The sequence below is a fragment of the Sphingopyxis italica genome, assembly GCF_011926545.1.
Taxonomy (GTDB): domain Bacteria; phylum Pseudomonadota; class Alphaproteobacteria; order Sphingomonadales; family Sphingomonadaceae; genus Sphingopyxis; species Sphingopyxis italica.
Genome location: NZ_JAATIT010000001.1, coordinates 626,937 through 642,151, shown reverse-complemented (window position 1 = coordinate 642,151; position 15,215 = coordinate 626,937). Strand labels below are relative to the sequence as shown.

Genomic DNA, 15,215 nt, shown 5'->3' with positions numbered 1-15,215 from the left:
AGATGAACGGTCCGATGATCCGCCGCCTGTCGCACGTCGCGCTCGCCGTCGCCGCCCTCTGCGCGGCGCCGGCAGCGGCGGCGGGGCCGGTGGTCGATGCGCCCGCGGGCCAGGTCGAGGGCAGCGAGGCGAAGGGCATTCGCGCCTTCAAGGGCATTCCCTATGCCGCGCCGCCGGTCGGCAAGCTGCGCTGGGCGCCGCCGCAGCCCGCGACGGGCTGGGACGGCGCGCGCGACGCGACCCGCTTCGGTCCGGCGTGCATGCAGCCCGGACCGCGCGGCCCGAGCATCTATGCCTGGGACCTGCCGGCGATGAGCGAGGACTGCCTGTCGCTCAACATCTGGACGCCGCAGGACGCGAAGAATGCGCCGGTCTTCGTGTGGATCCATGGCGGCGCGCTGACCGGCGGATCGGGCGGCGATCCGATCTACGACGGCAGCGCGCTCGCCGAGCGCGGCATCGTCGTCGTGTCGATCAACTACCGGCTGGGCGCGCTCGGCTGGCTCGCGCATCCGGGGCTGAGCGCGGAGTCGACGGACGGCGTGTCGGGCAATTACGGGCTGCTCGACCAGATCGCGGCACTTCAATGGGTCAAACGCAACATCGGCGCTTTCGGCGGCAGCGCGGGCAATGTGACGATCGCGGGCGAGTCGGCGGGCGCGCTCAGTGTCATGTATCTGATGACCGCGCCCGCGGCGCGCGGGCTGTTCCACAAGGCGGTCGCGCAGAGCGCCTATATGGTCTCGGCACCGGGGCTGCGCGAGCCGCTCAACGGCATGGTTCCGGCCGAGGCGCAGGGCACCGACCTCGCCGCGAAGCTCGGCGCCGCCGACCTTGCGGCGCTGCGCGCGATGTCCGCAAAGGAGATCGCCGAAAAGGCGCCGGCGACGGGCTATTTCCCGTTCCCCGTCGTCGACGGCAAGACCGTGCCGCGCCAGCTCGTCGACAGCTTCGACCGCAATGAACAGGCGCCGGTGCCGATCCTAGCGGGCTTCAACGCCGGCGAAATCCGTTCGCTGCGCTTTCTGTTGCCCAAGCCACCCGCCGATGCCGCCGCCTATGAAGCCGCGATCCGCACCAATTACGGCGAGTTCGCCGATGCCTTCCTTGCGCGCTATCCGGCGAAGACTATCGAGGAAAGCATGCTCGCGGCGACGCGCGACGCGATGTACGGCTGGACATCCGAACGGCTGGTCTCGAACCAGGCGGCGCTGGGGCAGGGCGCCTATCTCTATTATTTCGACCATGGCTATCCGGCGACCGATGAATGGAAGCTCCACGCCTTCCACGCCGCCGAACTGCCCTATATTTTCGGCACCGCGGGCAAGACGCCGCCGCTGTGGCCGAAAATCCCCGACGACCTGACCGAGCGCAAGCTGGCCGACGCGATGGGCGATTATTGGGCGAGTTTCGCGCGCAGCGGCCGGCCGCAGGCGCAGGGCCAGCCCGACTGGCCCGACTATTCCGACGATGCGGGTTTCCTGCACATCGCCGAGGCGCCGAAGGCCGGGCACCATTTGCTCCGCGGCACCGCGGCGCTGCACGAGGCGGTGATGTGCCGCCGCCGCGCGGCGGGCGACATTCCGTGGAACTGGAACATCGGCGTCATCTCGCCGCCGCTGCCGCCGAAGGTCGCGGGGTGCCAATGATCGACGGTTCGATGCAATCCTATGGCCTGACGCTCGACAAATTCCTCTCCCACGCCGCCAAATGGCACCCTGATGCCGAAACCGTATCGGCCGGGGCGGACGGAAGCATCGCGCGGATCGGTTATGCCGCGCTTTACGAACGCGCGCGCGCGGTGTCGGGCGCGCTGCATGCGATGGGCGTGCGCGCGGGGCACCGCGTCGCGACGCTCGCGTGGAACACGCAGGGCCATCTGGAAAGCTGGTACGGGATCATCGGCATGGGCGCGGTGTGCCACACGCTGAACCCGCGGCTGACCGCGGCGCAGATCGGCGCGATGCTCGTGCAGTCGGAAGCGGGCATATTGCTCGTCAGCCCCGACCTGCTGCCGCTCGCTGAAGCGGCGACGTGCAATGTCGGCACCGTGCGGCGGATATTGCTGCTCGACGCGACCGAAACCGATGCGGGCGAGGCGGATGGCCGCGTCGCGGTCGGCGCGCTCGAACCCGCGCTCGCGGCGGCGCCCGCCGACGTCGCTTGGGGCGAGTTCGACGAGAACAGCCCGTCGGGGCTCTGCTTCACCTCGGGCACCACCGGCGCGCCGAAGGGCGTCACCTACACCCATCGCGGCTGTTACCTCCACACGATGCGCCAGTTGCAGGCCGATGTGATGGGCGTGCGTGCGCGCGACGCGGTGCTCGCCGTGGTGCCGATGTTCCACGCCAATGCCTGGGGGCTGCCCTTTTCGGTGCCCGCGGCGGGCGGCAAGCTCGTGCTGCCGGGCCGCCACAGCGACGGCGCGCATCTGGCGGCGCTGATCCGCGGCGAGGGGGTGACCGCGGGAGTCGGCGTGCCGACCGTGTGGCTGGGGCTGGTCGAGCATCTCGAGCGCGAGGGGGGCGAGGTGCCGACGCTCGAGCGCATCCTCGTCGGCGGCGCGCCGATGCCGCCGGCGCTGATGGAGCGGATCGAGCGGCGGCTGGGCGCGGAGGTGCAGACGAGCTGGGGCATGACGGAGCTGTCGCCGCTCGGCACCGCGGCGGTCCCGGGCGATCCGGGGCGCACCGCCGGCGTGTCCGGAAAACCCGCGATCGGCGTCGACCTGCTGCTGACGGACGCCGAAGGGCGCGCGCTCGCCGAACAGCGCGGTGCCGAGGGGCATCTGCGCGTCCGCGGGCCGAGCGTCGTCGAACGCTATTTCGGGCATGATAGGCCGGCGACCGATGCCGAGGGCTGGTTCGACACCGGCGACCTCGCGCGGCTCGACCGCGCTGGCAATCTGACGATCACCGGACGGTCGAAGGATTTGATCAAATCGGGCGGCGAATGGATCAACCCCGCAGAGATCGAGGCGCTGGTCGGCGCGCTGCCGCAGGTGTCGCTCGCCGCGGTGATCGGACGCAGCGATCCCAAATGGGGCGAGCGGCCGATCCTGCTGGTCGAGACCAACGACGCGTCGGTCAGCGACGACGACCTGCTTGCGCCGCTGCGCGAACGCGTCGCCTCCTGGTGGATTCCCGATGCGATCGTGCGGCTCGACGCGATGCCGCTCGCGCCGACGGGCAAGATCGACAAAATGCAATTGCGGGCCGATTACGGACAGGTGTAGGCCCGTCGCGTCGCGGCGGCATGACGAAATACGGATGAGTGCGGAAGGACAGGAATTTGGCGTCGAAGGCAAAGAGTGCGGTGAAGCGCCCGTCGAAGGCGGAACAGCGCGCCGAAATGATGGAGCAGATCCTCGACACCGCCGAACTCCTGTTTTCGAAGCACGGCTTTCACGGCGTGACGCTGAAGGACGTCGCGAAGCAGGTCGGGGTCCATCACACGCTGCTCAACTATTATTTCGACGACAAAAGAACCTTGTTCGACGCGGTATTCGCGCGGCGCGCGGTGGTGACCATCGACAAGCGGATGCAGGCGCTCGACGACTATGACCGCGCGGCGGGCGGCCAGCCGACGGTCGAAGGCGCGCTGCACGCCTTTCTCGACACCGACCTCGACCTTTATATCCAGGGCGGCGAGGGCTGGAAGAATTACGGCGCGTTCGGCGCGCAGGCGTCGAACAGCCCCGAGGGCGCCGAGTTCATGGACAAATATTTCGACCCCGTCGTGCTCCGCCTGATCGAAATACTCAAAATGGCGCTGCCCGACGCCGCCGAGGACGATATTTTCTGGGGCTATCATTTCGTTACCGGCGCGCTGATGCTGACGCTTGCGCGTACCGGGCGCATCGACAAATTGTCGCACGGCCTTTGCCACTCGGACGATTATGAAGCCGTCAAGGCGCGCATGGCGCGCTTCATGGCGGCGGGTTTCCGGGAAATCTGCGACCAGCGCAAACAGGACAGGACCTAAACGGCTTCGCGGGACGGCGCGCATTCGGCCGCCCGCACGATGAATAATATTCACTCACTAGTGAGTTATGATCAAACAAAGGGAAGCGAAATGACGAACGAGCTGAAGGACAGGGTGGCGATCGTGACCGGCGCGGGCGGCGGGCTCGGCCGCTCGCATGCGCTGATGCTCGCGCGGCACGGCGCGCGCGTTGTGGTTAACGATCGCGACGGCGATGCCGCCGCGCGCGTCGCGGCCGAGATCACCAACGCCGGCGGCGTCGCGATGGCGGTCGCCGCGTCGGTGACCGAGGAGGCCGAGGTCGCGGCGATGGTCGATGCGGCGACGAGCGCCTGGGGCGGCGTCGATATCCTGATCAACAACGCCGGCATCCTGCGCGACAGGAGCTTCGCCAAGATGGACCTCGCCGACTTCCGCCTCGTCGTCGACGTCCATCTGATGGGCGCCGCGGTATGTTCGAAGGCGGTGTGGGACCAGATGCGCGAACGCCGTTTCGGCCGCATCGTGATGACGACCTCTTCGTCGGGCCTCTACGGCAATTTCGGGCAGGCGAATTACGGCGCGGCGAAGATGGCGCTCGTCGGGCTGATGCAGACGCTCGGCATAGAGGGCGAGAAATACAACGTCCGCGTCAACTGCCTCGCGCCGACCGCCGCGACGCAAATGACCGACGGCGTCCTGGCGGCGGCGGCGCTCGCGCATCTGGCGCCCGACGCGGTGAGCCCGGGGCTGCTCGCGCTCGTCGGCGACGATGCGCCGACGCGCGCGATCCTGTGCGCGGGGGCGGGGCATTTCGCCGCGGCGCATGTGACGCTGACCGAAGGCCTTTATGTGGGGCGGGGCGAGGGCGCGGCCGGGCGCGTCGCCGCCGAATGGGACCGCGTGTCGGATCGCGGCGGCGAGATCGTCCCCGCCTATGGCTTCACGCAAGCCGAGCGCGAACTGGCGAGCGCCGGTTTCGACGCGCCGGCGATCACCGCCGCGCACGGATAATCCCCGGGGCGCACGCGGACGGGCCAAAAGACCCGCCGCGACTGCCGGGACAAATGGGAGAAGGAAGATGGCTACCGACGCGGAAGCCTTGCCGGCCGGCGGGGAAAAGAAGCAGAATGAGGCGCTGGTCATCACCGCCTCGTCGCTGGGGACGGTGTTCGAATGGTATGATTTCTACCTCTACGGGCTGCTCGCCACGGCGCTGTCGCACCATTTCTTTGCCGGGGTCAACGAAACCACGGGCTTCATCCTCGCGCTGATGGCCTTTGCCGCGGGCTTCGCGGTGCGCCCGTTCGGGGCGCTCGTCTTCGGACGCGTCGGCGACATCGTCGGGCGCAAGAACACCTTCCTCGTCACCATGGCGATCATGGGGCTGTCGACCTTCGCGGTCGGTTTCCTGCCCGGCTACGACACGATCGGCATCGCGGCGCCGATCATCCTGATGATCCTGCGGCTGCTCCAGGGGCTGGCGATCGGCGGTGAATATGGCGGGGCGGCGGTCTATATCGCCGAACATGCACCGCCCGGAAAGCGCGGCTTCTATACCAGCTTCATCCAGACGACGGCGATGCTCGGGCTCATCCTCGCCTCCTCCTTCGTCGTCGGCCTGCGCACCTTCATGGATGCCGAGACCTTCAACGAATGGGGCTGGCGGCTTCCGTTCATCTTCTCGATCCTGCTGCTCGGCGTGACGATGTGGATCCGGCTCCAGCTCGAGGAGAGCCCGGTCTTTCAGCGCATGAAGGCGGCGGGGGCGACGTCGAAGGCTCCGCTTAAGGAAGCCTTTGGCGAATGGCGTAATCTGAAGATCGTGCTGATCGCGCTGTTCGGCGCGGTCGCGGGGCAGGCGGTGATCGGCTTCGCCGCGCATCTCTATCCGCTCTTCTACCTCGAACGGGTCGCGAAGGTCGACGGCGCGACCGCCAATTTCCTCGTCGCCACCGCGCTTTTGCTGATCATCCCGAGCTTCGTCTTCTTCGGCTGGCTCAGCGACAGGATCGGCCGCAAGCCGATTATGATGACCGCGTGCGTCATCGCGATCTTCGTCTATTTCCCGGCCTACAAGGCGCTGGTCGCGGCGGCGAACCCGGCGATGGCGGCGGCGGTCGAGCGCGCCCCGGTGCGGGTGATCGCGCACGGCGGCGAATGTTCGTTCCAGTTCGATCCGATCGGGAAAAACACGTTCGACCGGACGAGCTGCGACATCGCCAAATCCTATCTCGCGAAGAATGGCGTCAACTACGCCAATGTCGAGGCGCCGGCGGGGACCACCGCGTCGGTGCGCATCGGCGAGCGGACGATCGCGGTGCCAGATCCGGCGGGGCTGGACGCCGCGGCGCGCCGCGCGGCGGTCGCCGCGTTCGGCGCCGCGGCGAAAGCAGGGCTCGATGCCGCGGGCTATCCCGACAAGGCCGACCCGGCCGAGGTGAACAAGCTCAAGGTCATCGGCATCCTCTGCATCTTCGGCATCCTCGCGACGATGGTCTATGGCCCGCTCGCGGCGTTGCTCGTCGAGCTGTTCCCGGCGCGCATCCGCTACAGCTCGCTATCCTTGCCCTATCATATCGGCAATGGCTGGATCGGCGGCTTCATGCCGACGATCGGTTTCGCGATGGTCGCGGCGACGGGTAATATCTATCAGGGACTTTGGTATGCGGTCGTGATCGCGGCGGTGACCGCGGTGGTCGGCATCCTGTTCCTGCCGGAAACCTACAAGCGCGACATCGAGGCCTGATCGTCTCTTCTCCCTCGTCATCCCGGCCTCCGCCGGGATGACGATTCAAGTATGAATCATGCTCTACGCGGCGGCGGCGGTGACGAGCAATTGCCTCAGCGCCGCCGTCGCCGCCGCGACGCTAGCGGCGTCGACGCAGCGTACATCGTCGCCCTCGACATGGTGGTAGCGGTGGACCCCGAACACCCCGGCAACCGACGGATAGCCCGCGGCGATAATCGCGGTGAGTTCGCCCGCCGACAAGCGGTCGCTCGGATAGGGCGATTCGAGTCCCGCCAGTCCGGCGAACAGCCGCCGCGCGGCGGGCAGCAGCGGCGGGCTGACGACGAGATAACGCTGCGAATCCACGCCCGCGAGCGGCGCGAGCCCGAACAATCCCTCGTGCCAGTCGCGCGCCGCGACATTAGCGCCGAGGTGGAGCCAGAAATGCGTCTCGGCGGGTTTGGGCGCGGCCGCCTTCAGCGCCTCTTCGGCGCCCAGATTTTCATATTCATGGCCGCTGTTGCAGAGGAAGGCGAGGTCGTGGTCGGGCAGCAGTGTTGGCGCGGCGCGCGCGAAATCGAGCCAGGCGGCGATGCCGCCGCCGCGCTCGCCCGCGCAGCCGAACCAGCCCGAGCGCGGCGTCGACACCGCGATCCACCGGCCCTTGCCGCGGTCGAGCCGGCCGATCAGGTTGAACGCCGCGCGACGTCCGCCGCGGCCCGCCAGCGTCACGCGCGCCGGCGCGTGCGCCATCGCGGCGCTCAGGAAGGGGGCCGCGATGGCGGGCGCGAGTAGACCGACGGGGCCTGCGAACATCGGCGCACCGCCATCGGCGTTGAGCGCGATCACCTGTTCGGTGGGGCCGTTGGTGACGATCACCGCCGCCTTTGCGCCGCCCGCGAACGCGGCATCGACCGGCGCGCGGACCGGCTTGGCGAGCGCCGACGACCAGCGGCCATAGGGCAGGTCGACGAGCGCGATCACGCCCGCGAGCGGCGCGTCGGCCCGGCCCTGCGCGTCGATGCGGACGAGCGGTCCGGTCACGCCGCCGTCCGGCGTCGGGGTGACGATCGGCTGCGGGTGCAGCGGCGCGCGCGTTTCACCCGCGACGATCTCGCACCGGCCGGGCTCGAACCACGGGACGCTGATCGGCAGCTTGTCGACCGCGAAACCCGCGCGTTCGAGCTCGGCCGCCAGCCAATCGCCGCACGCGGTGTCGCCGGCGCCGCCGGACCGCTTGTTGCCGAAGCCGATATAGGCCGAAAGATCGGCGGCGATGGTGCCGGGGGTAGCGGCGGTGCGCGCGTTCGCCGCGCCGGCGAGTGGCAGCGCCGTCGCCCCGGCCAGAAAGCCGCGCCGCGTAGATTTCGTCATCTTGCTTCTCCCGCATTTCGCGCGCTACCGGCGCTTGATATTCACTCACGTGTGAGCGTAAGTATGGCAGCGGACGATGGCAAGCATCGCTGAAGGGGAGAGATATGCGGCTGAAGAACATCGCGGCCCTGCGCCGGCACTTCGCCTTTGCCCTGTGTCTGGTCGCGGCTGCGGCGGGCGCTCCCGGCTTCGCCGCCGACGCGCCGGCCGCGACGACCGCCGAGGGCCGCGTCGCCGGCGTCTGGGAGGAAGGGCTGCGTGTCTTCCGGGGCATCCCCTATGCCGCGCCTCCCGTTGGCGAACGTCGCTGGCGCCCGCCCACGCGCCCCGCGAAATGGGAGGGCGTCCGCGAAGCGCGCAGCTTCGGCCCCGATTGCGTCCAGCCCTCCTATCCCGCCGCGAGCGTCTATTTCGAGCCGCCACGCCCGATGCGCGAGGATTGCCTGACACTCAACATCTGGGCACCCGAACGCGCCGAGGGCGCGCCGGTGATCGTCTGGATCCACGGCGGCGCGCTGCAATATGGCTCCAGCGCCAGCCCGATGTACGGCGGCGCCGAATTTGCGAAGCGCGGCATTATCTTCGTGTCGATCAACTACCGGCTCGGCGTCCTCGGCTGGCTCGCGCATCCGGCGCTTAGCGCCGAATCGGCCGAAGGCGTGTCGGGCAATTACGGCCTGCTCGATCAGATGGCGGCGCTGATATGGGTGCGGCGCAACATCGGCGCCTTCGGCGGCGATCCGGCGAATGTCACCGTGATGGGTGAATCGGCCGGCGCGCTCAGCACCACCTATCTGCTCGCCAGCCCGCGCGCGAAGGGCCTGTTCGCGAAAGCGATCGTCCAGAGCCCCAACATGCGCGCCGTGCCACATCTTCGCGACGCGGCTTTCGGTATGCCATCGGCCGAGGCGACCGGAACCGCGCTCGCCGGCAGCCTGGGCGCGGCCGACCTCGCGGCGCTCCGGCGCATCGATCCAAAGGCGCTTGTCGCCGCCGGCATGCGCGCGCGCTTCATCGCCCAGCCGGTGATCGACGGCGCGGTCGTGCCCGAGCAGCTCGTCGATATTTTCGACCGCGGCGAGCAGGCGAAAGTGCCCGTGCTTGCGGGCTTCAACAGCGGCGAGGTGCGCAGCCAGCGCGCGCTGGTTCCCCCGGCGCCCGCCGATGCAGCGCCCTATGAGGCCGAGGCCGGGCGGCGCTACGGCGACCTCGCACCCGCCTTCCTGCGGCTCTATCCCTCGTCCGACGTGGAAGAGAGCCTGGTCGCAGCGACGCGCGACGCCGTCTATGGCTGGGCGACCGAGCGGCTCGTGCGCGGGCAGACGCGCGCCGGACGGCCCGCCTATCTCTACCTCTTCGATCATTGCTACGCCGCGGCGCGGGAGCGGGACCTCTGCGCCTTTCACGCCAGCGAACTGCCTTTCGCATTCGGGGTCGCGGGGCGCCCGCTCGGCGGCATGCCGAACTGGCCGATGCCGGCCGGCGAAGCGGATCGCGCGCTGGCGCGTCAGATGATCGACTATTGGGCGGCGTTCGCCGCGAACGGCACCCCCTCGGCCGGCGGTGCGCCGGCATGGCCGGCATACGGCGACGCGGAGAATTTTATGCGGTTCGGCGCCCGTCCCGTGGCGGAACGCGATCTGCTGCCGGGCATGTTCGAATTTCAGGAGGAAATCATGCAGCGCCGCCGCAGGGCGGGCGAGCAATGGTTCACCAACAGGAGCCCTCTCAAGCGCCAAAGACTCATGGATTAGCCCCCGCCGATATGCTCTATTCGGGAGGCGATGGCTGAACAGAAACCTCGTTACAAGACATATGACAGCCCCGCCGGTGGCTGGGGCGCCGCGGCGGCGACCGCGAAAGTGCTGCTCGAACAGAGCGTCGTGACCAAGGGATCGCGCGCGCTGCTGTCGATGAACCAGCCCGGCGGCTTCAAATGCCCGAGCTGCGCCTTTCCCGACGCAACTTGTACCAAGAAACTCGAATTCTGCGAAAATGGCGCGAAGGCGCTCGCGCACGAAGCGACGAAATTCCGCGTGACGCGTGAATTTTTCGCCGAACACAGCGTGTCCGAATTGATGGAGCGATCGGACTATTGGCTCGAAATGCAGGGCCGGCTCACCGAACCGATGCGCTACGACGCCGCGACCGATCATTATGTGCCGGTCAGCTGGGACGACGCCTTCGCGCTGATCGGCCGGCACCTCCGCGCGCTCGACAGCCCGGACCAGGCCGAATTCTACACCTCGGGCCGCACCGCGAACGAGACGGCTTTTCTCTATTCGATCTTCGTGCGCGAATATGGGACGAACAATTTCCCCGACTGTTCGAACATGTGCCACGAACCGACGAGCCGCGGGCTGCCGCATTCGATCGGCATCGGCAAGGGCACGGTGATCCTCGACGATTTCGAACAGGCGCAAGCGATCTTCCTGATCGGGCACAATGCGGGGACCAACGCGCCGCGGATGATGACGCCGCTGGTCGAGGCGCGGAAGCGCGGGGTGCCGATCGTCGCGGTCAACCCGATGCCCGAACGCGCGCTGATCAAATTCACCGAGCCGCAGGACATCGTCCAGATGGCGACCTTCGGCTCGACCGAGATCAGCAGCGAGTTCGTGCATATCAAGGTCGGCGGCGACCTCGCGCTCCTCAAGGGCATGATGAAGGCACTGTTCGAACGCGAGGCCGCGGGCGAAACCGTCCTCGACCACGACTTCATCGCCGAACATACCTCGGGTTTCGAGGCGCTAGAAGCCGATATCGAGGCGCAGCACTGGCCCGACCTCGTCGTCGCGTCGGGGATCGACGAGGCGCAGATCCGCCGCTGCGCCGAAATCTATATCCGCTCGAACGCGACGATCATCTGCTACGGCATGGGCGTGACCCAGCATCAGCGGGGATCCGACCTCGTCCAGCAGATCGCGAACCTGCTCCTCCTCAAGGGCAATTTCGGCAAGCCCGGCGCCGGCATCTCGCCGATCCGCGGCCATTCGAATGTGCAGGGCGATCGCACCGTCGGGATCGACGAAAAACCGAGCCAGGCCTATCTCGACAGGGTCCGCGACGTCTTCGGTTTCGAACCGCCGCGCGCGCACGGCCATCACACCGTCGAGTCGGTCGAGGCGATGCTCGCGGGCACCGCAAAGGTCTTCGTCGGCCTCGGCGGCAATTTCGTCCGCGCGGTGCCCGATACCGACCGCGCCTATGACGCGATGCGAAAACTCGACCTCACCGTCGGCATCGCGACCAAACTCAACCGCGGGCATCTGGTGCATGGGCGTGACGCGCTGATCCTGCCCGTCATCGCGCGTTCCGAACGCATCGAGACGGCAAAGGGCGAGCAGTTCGTGACGATCGAGGATTCGATGTCGAACGTCACCGCCTCGCGCGGGGTGCTCGATCCCGCGAGCGAGCATCTGCTGACCGAGACCGAGATCGTCTGCCGCATGGCGATGGCGACGCTGCCCGAAAGCAAGGTCGATTGGGTGAGCTATATCGGCGACTACGACCTGATCCGCGACAAGATCGCCGAGGTCTATCCCGCGCTCTACGTAGGCTTTGCCGAGCGTATCAAGGCGCCGCTCGGTTTCCATCTCGACATCCCGCCGCGCCGCCGCGCGTGGGCGACGCCGAACGGCAAGGCCAATTTCCTCCTGCTGCCCGGCCTCGCTGTCAACGCGCCGGTCGACGATCCCGACATGCTGCGCCTCGCCACCGTCCGCTCGCACGACCAGTTCAACACGACGATCTACAGCTATAACGACCGCTATCGCGGCGTGTATAACGACCGGATGATCCTGTTTATGAATGCCGGCGACATCGCGACGCGCGGGCTTGAGGCGGGCGTGAAGGTCGCGCTCGAAACGATCGGCACCGACGGCATCGCGCGCCGCGTCGAGGGGCTCACGATCATCGACTATCCGATGTCGCGCGGCTCGGTCGCGGGCTATTATCCCGAGCTCAACCCGCTGCTGCCGCTCGCCTTCTATGACAAGACCAGCGGTTGTCCGGCGGCGAAGTCGATCCCGGTGCGCGTCGCCGCGATGCGTTAACCTGCATCGCCAGCCAAGCGGTCGAGGTCGGCGACGCTGTTGATGTTCGGCGGCACGAAGTCGCTTTCGACCGCGCGCGCGCCGATCCGGCGAGCGAAGGCTTTGACCGCGAGGTCGCCCCCATCCTCCAGCATCGCCCGGAGTTCATGCAGCGCAGCGATGGGCCACAGCCCGATCACCGGCTGCGTGTCGAGAAAGGCAGGCGCGGGTTCGAGCCGCACGCAAAGATCATCCGGCAAGCGCACGCAATCGACCGGCGCCGTCAGCGCTCGATCGAAGCCATTGTCCGCGGCATATACAAGCGCGCCCGCAATTCCGGCGAGCGGGCCCATGTCGGGGCGCGGCCAATCGGCGACGTCGTCCCTGCCGACAATGACCACCGTATCGCAATGCGGACGCAGCGCCGCCAGGACATGGTCGAGCAACGTCCGCCCGCCGAGCATCGCCAGCGCCTTATCCGATCCGAAACGGCTCGACCGTCCGCCTGCGAGCACCGCGCCAAGCGTCTTCACGCGATCATCCCGTGCGGGTCGCCGACGATCAGCGCCGCGTCGGTGCGCGCGAGCGCAACGAGAGTGAGCCCCGCATCCGCCGCGCGCTCGACGGCGAGGCTGGTGGGCGCCGAGATGGTGACGAGCATCGGGCAGCCGGCGCGCACGGTCTTTTCGACCAGTTCATAGCTGCACCGCGCCGACAGCAGGATGAAGCCGGAAGCCGGGTCGATCCCCGCGCGTGCCATCGCGCCGATCAGCTTGTCGAGCGCGTTATGCCGGCCGACATCCTCGCGCGCCAGCTCGATCGCGCCCGCCGGCGAGCAGAAGGCGGCGGCGTGGGCCGCGCCGGTCGCGCGGCCGAGCGGCTGGTGATCGGGCAGCGCCATCAGCGCGTTCGCGATGGCGGTGCGATCGGTCGCGATGCGCGCGGTCACGGGCGGCAGCGGGCGCAGCACCTCTTCGATATTCTCGATCCCGCAAAGCCCGCAGCTACTCTCGCTCACCCGCCTCCGCGCGCGTTCGAGCGCGACCGCGTTGCGTTCGGGCGGCAGCCAGATGCGCAGCGCCCAGCCGCCTTCGATGGCGTGGGCGTCGATGCGCGAAATCTGGTCGGCCGTTGCGACCAGTCCTTCGCTCAAGGCAAAACCCACCGCATAATCCCCGAGATCCGCGGGCGTCGCCATCATCACCGCATAGCCGATGCCGCCGACCTCGACCGATACCGGCGCTTCGACCGCAACGCTGCGGGTCAGTTCCGCGTCGCCGGGCTCACCAAGCCCCAGTCGCCTGACCGGAAGGTCGATCATCGCATGATTCATGCCCGCACGGTAACCCATGGGCGCCCGCTTGTCTCATCCGCAGCTGCATCGGTCGCGGCTTTTTGCTCCGCGCCTTCAAGGGGGGGCGGCGTGTCAGGCCAAGCGTTTCGGCACGACCGCTTGTGCCATGGCGGCCACATGGCGATCGTCGGTGCCGCAGCAGCCGCCGAACACGGCGAGCGCCGGAAGCCGGGCCAGCAGGCGGCGATAATCCGACCCCAACTCGTGCGGATCGCCACTGTCGAGTTCGGTCGCTTCGTCCAGTTCGGCGTGGCTGAGGCGCGAGGCGTTGGCGCGCAAACCGCGAATCCGCTCCCTCCAACCGTCGCCATCGGCGAGGACCGCTTCGAAATGGGTCGGGTGCGCGCAGTTGATCATATAATAAGCCGGCGGAACATCGGTCGCGGCATCCACCGCCGCAATGGCTTCGTCCAGCGCGTCGCCCGTGGGCAGCCGTCCATCGGTTTCCAGCGTGAACGAAATCACACAGGGCAGCCCATGTGCCGTGGCGGCGCGCAAGGTGCCGATCGCTTCGGGCACGTTGGTCATGGTGATCGCCGAGATCATGTCGACGCCGGTTTCGGCGAAGATCGCGGCCTGGTGGCCGTGATAGGCGGCGGCTTCGTCGACCGTCAGGATCCGATCCGCCGAATAGCCATCGCCGCGAGGGCCGATGCAGCCCGATATCAGGATGGGCAGCGCCTCGCTTTGATGCCTTGTCCGCAGGTCGCGCAGCATCAGGATCGCCTTGCGGTTCAGTTCGTCGAGTTCAGCGACGCCAAGCCCCAGCGGCGCTGCCCAGTCGGGGCCTGCGCGCCATGTCGCGGATTCGAGGATAAAGCCGGCACCGGCGTCGCGCGCGATGGCAAGATAGGTTTCGAAATAGCGGCGAAGGCGGGTGCGGCCCTCCTCCTCGCGCAACAGGACGATCGAGGCGAAGTGCGGCAGATCGATGCCTTCGTGAAAGATCATCGAGGTTTCGAGCCCGCCGTCGGTCAAAAAGGGACGGCCGTCGAAATGGGAGAGCGTCGTGGTCATGGATCTATCCTTCCGTTAGAAATATCGAGCTCAAGCGACCTTGCGGCCCAGCAGCATCGACCATTGATGCGTGGAGCCTTCGTGAAAGCCGGCTTCGCCATTCCATCGGGGCGGATTGCGGAACGTGCCGAATAGCATGTCCCAAAGCGGAATGTCGCCATAATTCCAGGCGTGGACGCCGCGTTCATGATGCAGCGCATGGCTTTCGGGGCGCGTGACGATGAAGCCCAGCCAATAGGGCGTCTTGAGGTTCGCGTGCTGGAACATCGCACAGAACACCGCCATGATGCTGACGATCAGCGTCGCTTCGGGCGTCAGCCCGACGACGCCGACGAGGCAGAGCGATCCGAGAAAGGCCCAGCCAACCATGTCGAGGGGATGGAAATAGAAAGCGCCCCAGATATCGACGCGTTCGGCGCTGTGGTGCATCTGGTGCATCGCGCGCCACAGCGGCTCGCTGTTGTGCATGGTGCGGTGCCACAGATAGACGCCGAGCTCCAGCACCAGAAAGCCTGTCACAAGCTGCAACGCGAAGGGGAGTGCGCTGGCATCGAACAGCTGGTGGTTGCCAAGCCAACCGTCCCAAAGGAAGGGAGAGAAGGTCGCAATGGCGAAATAGAGCAGCATCGATGCAACGCCCAGCATCTTCCAGGCCCTGACCGAGGGAAACCTTCTAGCCCGGAAAAGATAATCGGCGATCGCGAATATCGCGAACAGGCCGATTGCTATATAGTGAAAAATA

At 67.5% G+C, this 15,215-nt stretch carries 12 protein-coding genes; 7 read left to right on the top strand and 5 right to left on the bottom strand.

The window, feature by feature from the left end:
* Nucleotides 1–2 precede the first annotated feature (2 nt).
* The 5 genes from GGR90_RS02720 (at nt 3) to GGR90_RS02700 (ending at nt 6,712) form a co-directional block, all read left to right on the top strand.
* Nucleotides 3–1,649, top strand: a complete 1,647-nt coding sequence (locus GGR90_RS02720; RefSeq protein WP_245198377.1) for a carboxylesterase/lipase family protein — start codon at nt 3–5, stop codon at nt 1,647–1,649.
* On the top strand, nt 1,646–3,235 hold the full coding sequence (locus GGR90_RS02715; protein WP_167919245.1) for an AMP-binding protein: 1,590 nt from the start codon (nt 1,646–1,648) through the stop codon (nt 3,233–3,235). Before GGR90_RS02720 ends, GGR90_RS02715 begins: the two co-directional genes overlap by 4 nt.
* Nucleotides 3,236–3,291: 56 nt before the next feature.
* Nucleotides 3,292–3,984, top strand: a complete 693-nt coding sequence (locus GGR90_RS02710; protein ID WP_245198376.1) for a TetR/AcrR family transcriptional regulator — start codon at nt 3,292–3,294, stop codon at nt 3,982–3,984.
* A gap of 90 nt (nt 3,985–4,074) precedes the next feature.
* On the top strand, nt 4,075–4,977 hold the full coding sequence (locus tag GGR90_RS02705; RefSeq protein ID WP_167919243.1) for an SDR family NAD(P)-dependent oxidoreductase: 903 nt from the start codon (nt 4,075–4,077) through the stop codon (nt 4,975–4,977).
* A 67-nt stretch (nt 4,978–5,044) separates the two neighbouring features.
* Nucleotides 5,045–6,712 (top strand): MFS transporter, encoded by a 1,668-nt coding sequence (locus tag GGR90_RS02700; RefSeq protein WP_167919241.1) that lies wholly within the window; start codon nt 5,045–5,047, stop codon nt 6,710–6,712.
* 63 nt (nt 6,713–6,775) lie between these two features.
* On the opposite strand, the gene GGR90_RS02695 is transcribed toward GGR90_RS02700, so the two are convergent.
* Complete coding sequence (locus GGR90_RS02695) at nt 6,776–8,068, bottom strand: hypothetical protein (RefSeq protein ID WP_167919239.1); 1,293 nt, start codon at nt 8,066–8,068, stop codon at nt 6,776–6,778.
* 104 nt (nt 8,069–8,172) lie between these two features.
* On the opposite strand from GGR90_RS02695, the gene GGR90_RS02690 reads away from it, so the two are divergent.
* Together GGR90_RS02690 and GGR90_RS02685 are read left to right on the top strand one after the other, a co-directional pair.
* Nucleotides 8,173–9,822, top strand: coding sequence for a carboxylesterase/lipase family protein (locus GGR90_RS02690; RefSeq protein ID WP_167919237.1), 1,650 nt, complete (start codon nt 8,173–8,175; stop codon nt 9,820–9,822).
* A gap of 30 nt (nt 9,823–9,852) precedes the next feature.
* Entirely contained in the window at nt 9,853–12,123 is a 2,271-nt protein-coding gene (locus GGR90_RS02685; RefSeq protein WP_167919235.1) for an FdhF/YdeP family oxidoreductase, read from the top strand.
* Here GGR90_RS02685 and mobA read toward each other — a convergent pair.
* The 4 genes from mobA to GGR90_RS02665 form a co-directional block, all read right to left on the bottom strand.
* Nucleotides 12,120–12,635, bottom strand: coding sequence for an NTP transferase domain-containing protein (mobA, locus tag GGR90_RS02680; protein ID WP_167919233.1), 516 nt, complete (start codon nt 12,633–12,635; stop codon nt 12,120–12,122). The two genes, GGR90_RS02685 and mobA, sit on opposite strands and share 4 nt — an antisense overlap.
* A complete protein-coding gene (fdhD, locus tag GGR90_RS02675) occupies nt 12,632–13,423 on the bottom strand; it encodes a formate dehydrogenase accessory sulfurtransferase FdhD (protein ID WP_245198375.1) in 792 nt (263 codons plus the stop codon). The genes mobA and fdhD overlap by 4 nt, the downstream gene beginning before the upstream one ends.
* Nucleotides 13,424–13,528: 105 nt before the next feature.
* Nucleotides 13,529–14,473, bottom strand: coding sequence for a homocysteine S-methyltransferase family protein (locus tag GGR90_RS02670; RefSeq protein WP_167919231.1), 945 nt, complete (start codon nt 14,471–14,473; stop codon nt 13,529–13,531).
* Nucleotides 14,474–14,503: 30 nt separating this feature from the next.
* Nucleotides 14,504–15,118: a sterol desaturase family protein gene (locus tag GGR90_RS02665; protein ID WP_209023539.1), complete on the bottom strand. Its 615-nt coding sequence runs from the start codon at nt 15,116–15,118 to the stop codon at nt 14,504–14,506.
* Nucleotides 15,119–15,215 lie beyond the last annotated feature (97 nt).